This is a genomic window from Lactiplantibacillus sp. B652 (assembly GCF_023806745.1).
GTDB classification, from domain to species: Bacteria; Bacillota; Bacilli; order Lactobacillales; family Lactobacillaceae; genus Lactiplantibacillus; species Lactiplantibacillus pentosus.
In genome coordinates this window covers 1-11,204 of sequence record NZ_JAMSKY010000026.1, presented here as the reverse complement: position 1 = coordinate 11,204, position 11,204 = coordinate 1, and the positions used below count along the sequence as shown (strand labels likewise).

General features: G+C 49.2%; 9 protein-coding genes and 2 pseudogenes. 2 read left to right on the top strand and 9 right to left on the bottom strand.

All coding sequences use genetic code 11. The annotated features are described in order from the left end of the window. A pseudogene (locus tag MZO40_RS16180) lies at positions 1 to 93 on the top strand (IS5/IS1182 family transposase); the annotation flags it as partial. 218 nt (positions 94 to 311) lie between these two features. Here MZO40_RS16180 and MZO40_RS16175 read toward each other — a convergent pair. After that, the gene (locus MZO40_RS16175; protein WP_050339201.1) at positions 312 to 1,274 is read right to left on the bottom strand and encodes an AEC family transporter; all 963 of its coding nucleotides are present in this window, start codon (positions 1,272 to 1,274) and stop codon (positions 312 to 314) included. Positions 1,275 to 1,581: 307 nt separating this feature from the next. Between MZO40_RS16175 and MZO40_RS16170 the strand changes: the two genes are divergently transcribed. After that, positions 1,582 to 2,775 carry an LCP family protein gene (locus MZO40_RS16170; protein ID WP_088770025.1) on the top strand — a complete coding sequence of 398 codons (1,194 nt, stop codon included), beginning with the start codon at positions 1,582 to 1,584 and terminating at the stop codon, positions 2,773 to 2,775. Between the two features lie 1,209 nt (positions 2,776 to 3,984). Here the strand turns inward: MZO40_RS16170 and accA are convergent. From accA to MZO40_RS16130, 8 genes and pseudogenes are all read right to left on the bottom strand, one after another. Beyond that, positions 3,985 to 4,758: a carboxyltransferase subunit alpha gene (gene accA, locus MZO40_RS16165; protein WP_252133426.1), complete on the bottom strand. Its 774-nt coding sequence runs from the start codon at positions 4,756 to 4,758 to the stop codon at positions 3,985 to 3,987. Beyond that, on the bottom strand, positions 4,751 to 5,554 hold the full coding sequence (locus tag MZO40_RS16160; RefSeq protein ID WP_105961350.1) for an acetyl-CoA carboxylase carboxyltransferase subunit beta: 804 nt from the start codon (positions 5,552 to 5,554) through the stop codon (positions 4,751 to 4,753). Before MZO40_RS16160 ends, accA begins: the two co-directional genes overlap by 8 nt. Beyond that, positions 5,551 to 6,873 carry an acetyl/propionyl/methylcrotonyl-CoA carboxylase subunit alpha gene (locus tag MZO40_RS16155; RefSeq protein ID WP_252133425.1) on the bottom strand — a complete coding sequence of 441 codons (1,323 nt, stop codon included), beginning with the start codon at positions 6,871 to 6,873 and terminating at the stop codon, positions 5,551 to 5,553. Before MZO40_RS16155 ends, MZO40_RS16160 begins: the two co-directional genes overlap by 4 nt. A gap of 2 nt (positions 6,874 to 6,875) precedes the next feature. Next, positions 6,876 to 7,352: a biotin/lipoyl-containing protein gene (locus MZO40_RS16150; RefSeq protein WP_101874022.1), complete on the bottom strand. Its 477-nt coding sequence runs from the start codon at positions 7,350 to 7,352 to the stop codon at positions 6,876 to 6,878. Between the two features lie 15 nt (positions 7,353 to 7,367). Beyond that, entirely contained in the window at positions 7,368 to 8,339 is a 972-nt protein-coding gene (locus tag MZO40_RS16145; RefSeq protein WP_105961349.1) for a ketoacyl-ACP synthase III, read from the bottom strand. A gap of 241 nt (positions 8,340 to 8,580) precedes the next feature. Beyond that, entirely contained in the window at positions 8,581 to 9,114 is a 534-nt protein-coding gene (locus MZO40_RS16140) for a PTS sugar transporter subunit IIB (RefSeq protein ID WP_101874024.1), read from the bottom strand. Then, positions 9,111 to 9,530, bottom strand: coding sequence for a PTS sugar transporter subunit IIA (locus tag MZO40_RS16135; protein WP_003637743.1), 420 nt, complete (start codon positions 9,528 to 9,530; stop codon positions 9,111 to 9,113). The genes MZO40_RS16140 and MZO40_RS16135 overlap by 4 nt, the downstream gene beginning before the upstream one ends. Before the next feature lie 70 nt (positions 9,531 to 9,600). Continuing rightward, positions 9,601 to 11,100: pseudogene (locus tag MZO40_RS16130) on the bottom strand (PRD domain-containing protein); the annotation flags it as partial. Positions 11,101 to 11,204 lie beyond the last annotated feature (104 nt).

The following is an 11,204-nucleotide window of genomic DNA, read 5'->3' as shown; positions in this document are numbered from 1 at the left end:
AACTTTCGTAGGATTGCAACGCGTTATGATAAGCTCGCTCATGTTTATCTGGCTACGGTCTACATTGCCTCAATTTGCATCTTACTTAAGTAGTTTTCAGACGGACCCTAGTTGAAATCGGTTTCCGTGTCAAAACGCACACGGCAAATTGAAACTGATTTAAATGAGAATAATCAGTCAACACTCTTAACTAATTTAAACTTGCTAAGCATCGTTAGTTCAGTATCCAATCATAACGCCAAACGGCTTAGTACCACCTACTGACAGGTCACACTAAGCCGTTTTTCAAAATGATATGGGTCACCGAGTCGTTAATGTATCAATCCCGATTGGACGACGACCATCAAAATTGGAATCACAATCAGACTTAACAAAGTCGTCTCAGTCACCATCACCGCCGCATAATCCGCATCCGCACCGTACAGCTTGGAAACGACTGGCGCGTTGGTCATAACCGGCATCGCAGATTGTAAAATGAAGACTTGCTTCATCTCTAACGGAATCGACATCGGAATCAACATCACCGTCATCAAAACCGGCGCGAGGATGAACCGACCGATTAAGATTCCGATACTATCGCGGTCGAAACGCATACTGCTGAGACCAGCATTGGCCATGGAGATCCCAATAAAAATCATCGACAGTGGAATCGTCAAGCCACCAATATAGGAGAAATCATCCATTAAAAAGTTTGGCAGTTTGATATGAGCGATGACCAGCAGGACCCCAATCATAAAGCCCAACAATGGCGGTGAAAAAATCTTCTTGAGCGTTTGTTTCAGATCAAAATTCGCTGACCCAGTGCCGTCACGCTGAATCAGGTAAACACCTAACGTCCAGAAAATCGTCGTATTGGCCATATAATAGACCAGCACGTACGGCAATGCACTATTGCCAAACAGTGCCTGGTTAACGGGTAGACCAATGAATACCGTATTCGAATTCAGAAACATCGACGAAAATAAGCCCCGATGGCCCTTCTTGATATTCAACGCCCGCATCACGCCAAACGAAATCCCAAATAGAATCGCCATATTCAGTACCGGAAAACGTAATCCGGGTAACGTCGACAGCAATTTTTCAGCCGTAAATTGCTTCGTGATCGTCGCAATCATATAGGCCGGTAAGGCAATTTGGGTGACTAATCGGGCAATTAATTTGGTGGCACTTTCGTTGAACCAGCCCCACCGTGCCAATAAGTACCCCACCGCAATCATCACGATAATCGTCATGACCCCGGAAATACTCTGCACAAAGGTTCCTAAAATCTGCACACTCGGTCTTCCTCTCTTCAACCGTATTGCACGCCATTCAGGCTGCAACCAAGCTATGTAAAATAATAATTCAATGAGAATTATTCAAGTATACCACTGTTTTTAGATGGCTTGTAGGCTAATTTATAGATGGAAACGTTTGACGGCGGTCACAATTTTAATTATAGTGTTCTATAATTGTGTTGCGCTGATAACGGCAGTTTTGATTATTAAAATCTTTTTAAGTTACCCATTTTAAGAACCAAATGCTTGCCAAACAGCATAAAATGACTATTGAGGGAAAAATCTAAAGTGATGAGGAACGAATATGTCTGAAAATAATAACGATAATCAAATGGGGCCACGCCAACGCCGCTACCGCGAGCAACAGGCGCGCAATCCACATTTGAAACCACACAAAAAACGTCCTTGGCTAATTACTTTATTGATCGTGGTCGTCCTGCTAATCATCACCGGTGGCTGGTGGGGCTACAAGACCTGGAATGCCGCTAAGGATACGATGAACACGACTTATCAATCGACGGGGTCCAAGAAGCTCCGGAACGTTGACGCGGTCATTAAGAAAGGCAAACCATTCTCAATTCTATTACTCGGGACCGACACGGGTGCGCTCGGCCGGGGCAAGAACTTCTCTGCTCGGACTGATACGATGATCGTCGCGACCATCAATCCGAAAAAGGAAAGCATGACCTTAACTAGTATTCCACGGGATACGCAAGTCATGATCGACGGCCAGTCTGAAAAGATCAACGCGGCCTACACTATTGGTGGCGCGAGTGGCGCGGTCAAATCCGTTGAAAAACTGCTCGATGTCCCAATCGACTTCTACATGCTGATCAACATGGGTGGCTTGAAGCAAATCATCAATGCCATGGGTGGCGTGACGATTACCCCTAAGATGACCTTCAAGTACGGCCATGCCAATGTTAAGAAGGGTGTCAAAATCAAGCTTAACGGGGCCGCTGCACTGGATTACTCACGGATGCGCTATGATGACCCTCAAGGTGACTACGGTCGTCAAAAACGGCAACGGCAAATTATCATGGCGATGGTTAGTCAATCTAACTCACTAGGTTCAATTGCAAATATTGAAAAGATTACTAAACAACTGTCCAAAAACATGCGGACTGACTTAACTTGGAACGATATGGTCGCGCTCGATACGAAGTACAAGAACGCCTCTCACCACGCTAAGTCCTACACGGTTCAAGGGACGGATTCCATGATTGATGGTCTCTCCTATCAAGTCGCTTCTGCTTCAGAACGTTACAAGAATTCCAAACGAATTCGAAAAGCGCTCGGCCTCTCTACTAGCAGCATCTCAGAATCACTCTTCTCTGAGACGGCTTCTATTACGACCGGCAGCAGTTCAAGCTCTAGTTCGTCAAGCACCACCACAACTAGTGACACGACCACTTATGGCACTAGCACGACCCAAGACACGACGACTCAGGACCAAACAACCACTCAAGATCAAACAACGACAACTAATCAGTATTAATACTGAAAGGACGGCCACTCTGGTCGTCCTTTTTATTTTGTATTAAAGTCGAAATTGCCAGAAACAGAAAAAATCTAGATTACGCGTTTTGGGCTAGTTATCATTTAACATCAAAACTGATTAAATCATGCCAATTGTCTGGATTATTGTTCGTCAGCTGGTGATCTCCTTATTCCGACTTCCGGGGCCGGCTGACAACGCTGGAACAGGGCGGACATCGATTTGAACTCACGCAGAACTCCACTGCGCAATTTCAAATACGAGTCTTCTTCTAGCCCGGGAAATTCGCCCGGACAAGAAGAATTTCGCCCTTGAGCATTGTCAGCCAGCCCCTACAGTCGGGAACCCGCTCGAATGGCGGATGAACGGCCACCTATCTGGGTGCAATTGACCATTGAATATTAGGTGTCGAGTCCTTTAGGCAAATCTTTAAGGTGGAATCGATGATGCTGTATAGCGTTTAAATACTGAGAAGATTACATGGATATTATTTGACTGGTTCCAATGGCAACTAGTCTTGATAGTAGTCGATAAAATTGCTCTGGTTTGGAATTCAATATTTTGTTATCTCAGTCAACTGGGAAAGATTCTGACAATTTCTGTGAATCTACCTGTCAAGAAACCTTAAATTACGGGTAAAAGGTTTAGCCATTGTTAGTGCCAGTCTGATAGTTGAATGTCAAAATAATCGTGTAGTAAGAACCAACGACTAATCTCACAAAAAGTTGAGTTCGCACATATTCGCCTTTCGAATGTGATCCCCGGCCGGAAGGCGTTTCTGACAATGCTCAGTGGTGAAATTCCACTTAGCAAGCGTTTTTTGCTTGGTTAGTGGAAGGCCAGTATTTAAGACGTGGGTTGCCGGCTTAAATCTGTGTCCACCACGTTCCAGCGTTGTCAGAAATGCCTGTAGGCCGGCTAGGACGAACATGTGCTGCAAGTTTACACTAATTTGCACTGTTTCCAGCGGGCCTCAGCTGGCTGCTTTTGAACTTGGAAAGTAGCATGATTTAATCAGCATTCATGCAAAACCAACTAGCACAATGCGTTTAGATGACATAAATCTTCATCAGTGCTGATTAAAGATTACCTGCAGGCTCCTAAAAAGTCACCGACTAGCAACTAGCTAATCGGTGACTTTTTACAATTTATCTTATTATATTGACGCCAAATCCGCTATATCACGCGATCCGACCAGCTTGACTAGCATCAATTAACCGGCCAACTGTCCAAGAACTGCCTGAATTTACGCTCACGTTGTGCAATGAGTTCAGTAGCGGTCAGAGATTGCAAGGGTGCCAGCTGGCGTTCAATCGTTTGATTAATGACAGTAATCAAGTCAGCCTGGTCGTGCGCGATGATTTGGTCGACTAACCCGCGCGCCTGCAACGCATCCGCCGTCATTGGCAACAAGTCAATGGCATCGCTGACAGTTTGTTGGCCATGTAAAATCGCAGTGACGGCTTCCGGGGACGCGACGTTGAATAACGCGTCATCTAACATGATGATGCGGTTAGCGTTGGCAAAAGCTAATGCACCACCACTATGCCCTTCGCCTAAGAAAACGACAAGATTAGGAACGGTCAACTGGCCCATCGCGGCAATCATATCGGCAATCGCTTGACTCTGACCATGCCGCTCCGATTCTGGACTGGCATCCGCACCTGGCATGTTGATCAGACTGACGACCGGCCAGCCGAACTTGGCGGCGTGCTTGATGACCCGCAGCGCAGTTCGGTAACCAGGCACCGTCAATGCGCCACCGTTTTTTTCACGCCGACTTTGAATATCGACACCCCGGTCAACACCCAAGACGGCAAGCTGTTGACGAGTGACCGTTCGACCGAAGCCCGCCGTTAACGCAGCGTCACGGCCGAGCACTCGGTCACCAGTCTGCACCGTCATCGTCGGTAGTAGCGCCTGAATGACCATGGGGGCACTTACCCGGTCAGCGGCGCGTAACCGCTGTAATCTTTTATCCATCGGCCCGTCCCCCAATCCCGTAATTCGCTAATGTCCGGCCCAAATAAGCCTTGAGATGCGGCCGCTCGACGACGGCGTCTAGCATCCCATTTTCAAATAATTGGTCCGCCGTTTGAAAGTCTGCGGGTAAGTCAGCCGGAGTCGTCTGTTGAATGACCCGCGCCCCCGCGAAACCAATCTTGGCGCCCGCTTCAGCTAACACTAAGTCGCCCTCAAAGGCAAAGCTCGCGGAGACGCCGCCCATCGTTGGGTCGGTAAGTACGGTGATCAATGGCAATTGGTCCTGCGCTAACCGGGCTAACTCTGCTAAAATCAGGTTCATGCCCACTAAGGCATAAATCCCCTCTTGCATGCGGGCACCACCAGAAGCGGTGACGATCACCAATGGCAACTGCCGAGCACGCGCTTGTTCACTCGCATATAGCAGCCGACGGGTCACCGCCGTATTCAGCGTTCCCATCATAAAATGACTATCCATGACTGCCAGGACGCAGGATTGTTGGGCAATTTGGGCAGTGCCGCAGATGATTGCTTCACTTAAACCGGTCTCCTGCTTAGCGCGTTGCAACTTAGCCGGATAGTCTGGAAACGCCAGTCGATCAACGGTCCGCTCAGGCATTTCAAACGGCTGAAACGTCTCAGCATCGGTCAGTTGTTGGATGCGTTGTGTGGCCGTCAATCGTCGCCAATAGTGACAATAGGGACACTGTTGATCCGTGCCCCATTGTCGTTGATGGACGTGGCGGCCGCAATTAGGACAGGCCGACCACGTACCTGGACTTGGATAATGACTCATTTGGACGCCTCCCAACGCGCTAAGCTGTGAATCGTGTATTGGTCGTTAACGTACGCTGGTCGCGCGACAGTCTGTCGTAGAAAGTCCAGATTGGTCGTTGGTCCCTGCAACTTGACTGCGGCCAACGCCCGCTGCAAGTTGTGAACAGCCGTTATACGGTCGGCCCCAGTGACCATGATTTTAGCGATTAGACCGTCGTACATCGTGACTAAGTGGTCACCTTGATGATAATCCGTATCGATACGGACATTTTCAGGCCACTGTAGCCTTTCAATCTTTGTCTGCGTTACTGGTAACGTCGCGGTCAAACGCGCTTCAATCGCAATACACTGCGGCTGCAGGCCAACGTGTTCTGGAAACGTGACGGCGACCCCCGCCGCTTGTTTGATTTGTTCAGCAACGATATCGATACCGGTGGTCAGCTCCGTCACCCCGTGCTCAACTTGTAGCCGGGTATTCATTTCCATAAAGTAAAACTGGCCATCTGCGAATAAGTATTCAATCGTGCCTAAACTCTGATAATGGGTTCCCGCCAGCAATTGCCGTGATAACTCGTACAAATTCCGCCGTTGCGCGGCCGTCAAAATACTAGCTGGGCTTTCCTCTAAGACTTTTTGCTTATGCAGTTGCAAACTACAATCCCGATCACCCAAAATAAAGAGGTCCTGACCGGTTCCTAGCACCTGCACTTCAATGTGGCGGGCGGTTGTCAGGAACTGCTCCAAGTACATCGCATCGTTTAAAAAGGACGCGGCCGCTTCTTGGCGCGCAGCCCGCAATTGTTGATGGAGTTCATGAGCATCACTAAGAACGCGAATTCCCTTCCCGCCACCGCCGTAACTCGCTTTGAGAACTAGTGGGAAGCCAATCGCAATCGCGGCTTGTTTGATTTCGGGCCAATCGAGACCTTGGATCGATTGACCAGCCAGTACGGGAACTTGCTGTTGACGGGCAAAGGCCTTCGCCTGGGCTTTGTCCCCCATCAACTTGATCTGTTCCGTTTGGGGGCCAATCCAAGCGATGCCGCATTCCGCACACATCGCGGCAAAATCGGCGTTTTCAGCTAAGAACCCGTAGCCCGGATGAATCGCATCCGCATGCGTATTAATGGCGGCCATCAAAATAGCTTCGGCGTTCAGATATGAACCACTTGCCGCAGCCGGTCCGATGCACACCACTTCATCCGCCAATCGCGTATAGCCCGCGTGGCGGTCGGCGGTTGAGCACACCGCCACCGTTTGAATATTCAATTGTCGACAGGCCTTGATAATCCGGACGGCGATTTCGCCCCGATTCGCGATTAACAGCTTGCGAAACATAGCTACCGATCCTTTCGCATTGTAAATAAGGGTTGTTCATATTCGACGGTCGCGTTATCCGCAATCAGTACCGCCGTGAGCGTGCCGTCAGCCGGACTCACGAGGGGGTTAAACAACTTCATACTTTCAATTTGGCCCAATTCTTGACCAGCCGTCACTGACTGCCCAACTTGTAAGTCCGGGGCTAAGTGGACGACGCCTACCATTGGACTCGGAATCGTGACGTTCGCCGTGTCAGTAGCGCCGATTGCAGCTTCAGTCGTTGTAGATTCAGTGATGGCGGATTCGTTCGTGATGGCTGCCGCCTGATCGTCAGCGGACGGATTTGTCACTGTGTTTGTCGACGCTGCCGCGTTTACTGGTGCAGTGACACTCGGTTTGGTGACGGCAATCTCCAAGTCGCCGGCTTTGACCCGAATTTGTTGATAGCCTTGCCGCGCATACTTCTCGACTAATCGGTCTAAATCTTTTAATTCCATTTTCGCACCCCTCGTCTACTTCTTAATCAATACGGACCCATAGGCTAACCCGCCACCAAAGGCCGTGAGTAACGTTGGTCCAGTTAAGGTATCGAATACACTCGCTAACGCCATCGCGACACCAGCTGAGGAGGTGTTGCCTAACTGTTCAACGTTATGCGGAAATTTCGCCATTGGTAACGCTAAGTTGGCCGCGATTTTTTCAATGATTCGTAAATTGGCTTGGTGACAAATGACGTATTGCAAGTCGTCAGTTGTCAGCTTAGCCTCCGCAATCACACCACGCATCTGTTCTGGGACGACCGTGGTCGCAAATTGAAAGACGTCGCGCCCAGCTTGGTAGAACGCGTCCGTCTTCGGATAATTGTCCGCTGCAACTTTCGTGATGGGCTGCACGCGGCCCGAATGAATCACTTCAGCGTTACCTTGTGATTGTAACTTTTCAGCTAAAATACTGTTTTCTGCAGGATCCGTCGTTGCTTGCAACAACGCACCACCCGCGCCATCGCCGAAAAAGACGGCCGCGGTCCGGTCCTGAAAGTCCATCATCTTGGAATTGACTTCCGCACTAATGACCATCACGTTCTGATACTGGCCACTACGAATGAATTTATCCGCCGTTGCTAAGCCAAAGGTAAACCCTGCACAAGCGGCACTAAGGTCGAAGGCAAAGGCATTGCTAGCGCCAATATTCGCCTGCACTAAACAAGCGGTGGCTGGTGTCAACGCGTCCGGCGTAATCGTCGTCACTAAAATCAAGTCGATGGCACTAGCTGCCACGCCACCCTTTTGCAGCAACTGCTGGGCGACCTGGGTGGCTAGATCTGAGGTATTCTCATCATTCATGGCATAGTGCCGGGTCTTGATTCCTGTATGGGCTTGAATCCACTCGTCGCTCGTATCCATGATCGTCGCTAATTCGTCATTGTCAACGACGCGTGCCGGAACATACTGTCCCATGGCGGTTAATTTTGTATAAGTTGGCATTTTTAAACCCCCGCTACTTTCCGTTTCAATTAGTTTAATTTTATCAATAAAACCGTGCCGGTCAAAGTTTCCAGCCGGATTTTTGGTAAATCCTTAGAAACCGGCGCTGATTTGGGGCCGCTTCTCACTTGTCCACTGCCGCTTAAACGAAAATAAGATAGTTATCGTAAGAATTGGTTGTGACTTCTTACGTAACTATCTCAATCGAGTCTCATATCGAATCGTTTAATTGGCGAATCGGCTATTTCAATTCAGTTTCTGGTTGGCCAGGTGCCGCAAAGCCGTTTTTAGCCAGCAAGGGCATCAAATCGACCTGTTTGTCCGTCGGCACCTTCTGGGCGTAGACTTTTAATCCGGCCGCGGCCAACGCATACAAGGCATCAGCTTCAGCCTGACCGACGGCGACCGCATTGGTGACCATTACCATTCCGGTTGAAAAAGCGAGGCTGCCAATGTCGACACCCGTCTGGCTAAAATCCAGCCCGCCGGCAACGAGGCGCGCCATGTTTTGCGGCGTATCCGTCAGAATCAGTGGTTTGACATTGTCGAACAGGGAATCATGATAAATCTCGATCATCTTGTCGACCGTAATCACATTCGCTTTGACACCCGGTGGCGCCGCCTGAACGATTAAAATCTTGCGCAGTGCATCCCGGGCGACCTCATCAGACACGACTAGAATCCGGTTAGGACTGACACTTTTGGTCCAGACCGTAGCGACCTGCCCGTGCAAGAGCCGACTATCGATCCGCGCCAAGCGAATATCCATCGTCATAGTGGCTCATCTTCCTCGTCTTCTTTTAATAAGTTCAAGTGTTTGATACCAATCTTACCCGTCTCTTCCAGGTGGGCGATAACGTCGTCGATTGGTTTGTCTCTGACCGTATAGGCTTCAATCAACATTGGCAGATTCAGGCCGGTGACAAGTCCCATTCGGTCGGTATGTTCAGCGACAATCCGGCTCGCCGCGTTGAATGGGGACCCACCCCATAAGTCGACCATGAACAGGACTTGGTCATCGGCATCAAACCGATCGACCGCCGCCATCAGTTTTTCAGTCAGGACGCTGGGCTCTTCGTCTAATTGAAACGTGACCGTCTGGACCTTATCCTGCTTGCCAAATATCATGTACGATGAGTCCACGATCCCCCGGGCAAAGCTGCCATGACTCACAACAACAAATGCTAACATCGGTGTTCCCTCCTCAGTCTATAACTAATACTCATTAAGATACATGCAAGAACCATGCCAAGTTAGTGTATCAACTGGCCAGGACTTGCGCTTGATGACTCTCTAATAATTGCACAATATAATAATTTTCCGCCGCTGAGAAGGTCAGCTGAAGTTGGTCGGTCAGTTGCTGGTTAGCCGTTTGAATAATCGGATACCACTTGGAGGCCATAATATCGGGCATTTCTTCAGTCGGGGCTGAAATCTCATCCTTGATGGCCGTCCGCTCTAGGGCCCCGGCCAGATGCATGATGAGGTCGATACGAAAGGCGTTGCTCATCTCACCATCCAGATGGGTGGCAATCACTTCGCTATACGCCCATAAAATCCCGGTCAGCTTCTTGGGGTTGAGGAACGTGAAGTAGTCGCCTAAATACCGTTCGCAGAGCTCTGGTGTCAACTGTTGGGCTTCCTCGGCCATCATCTGTGGCGAATCCATCCCAGTTGCTAGTTGATCGATAAATTTCTCGCCACCACCCTGCAATAGTTCTTCCAAGGAGATAAACGGCACGTCGAGCTCCGGCTTGGTAATCCCAGTCGCCGCAATAATTTGATAATTCTGACTAATTTGCTGGATACGAGTCTTCATTTCAACGACTGAAATTGGAAAGACTGTAATGCCTTCGATGAAGTTCTGAGCTAACAAACTGTCCAGAATCGTCTTGATGCGTTCAGCGGTTCCCACTCCAGTTGCACAAATCGCAATAATTGCGCGCTGCGGGGTCTTATCCGTCGCTAACGCTGGCTTAACGGTCGCTTTCTGGTCATCAGTTGGCAAGTTACGAGAAATCCGCGAATAGCCCTTAAAGCCAACCAGTTCTTGATACATCGAGTCCAAATCGCTGTCGACCAGGCTGGCCTTACGAACGGCTTCCAGTACGACCGGTGTGGTCACCATGTCAATCGTGCGCGTGGCAATGCCAGTCTCCTGTTGAATCCGTTCACCAAAAGTCGTCAGCGACCCCATGTCAACGAGTAACAACACACCCTTGCCCGAATCCATCTTTTCAATGCGCCGTTTGACATGGTCGTACGCCACGCTGGGATCCATATCGAGCGGCATATCGAATGCTTGAATATCGTAGTCATCCAGGAGCTGACCGACGACTTGCGCCATGGAAGAGGCGGTACTCATGCCATGGGCTGCTACTAGCACGCCGACCTTGCCATTGAGCTGCATCGATTTCAAGGAAATCAATAGAATGGCGAGGTAATACACTTCGGACTGTGGAATTGGTAGATGGTAACGTTCCTCCAAGCCTTTTTTGAGTGTTTCAGCCGCTTTGATTTCAGCTGGATATTCGCGCACCATCGCTAACATATCCGAGCTCATTTGCCGCATCGGCTTACCGGCCTGGATACGTTTGATAAACGAGCTGACGTGCAAACTGACCGCATAAATAAAGTTGTCTTTGAAATTATAACCGAGCATATCCTGAATCGTCATCTGGGCCGTCTTCGTGAAATCGATAACGTCTTGATCGACGATTTCAGCGAGTTTGTTCTCCGGTGACACTTCTAGGGACTGTCTGAAAACTAAAAATTCAGGTATAATCTGAGGAAAAACGAATCGAGGCATTCCGATGACAACACCTAAACGATACGAACTGGAAGATGCTCAGTGGGACCGAATCA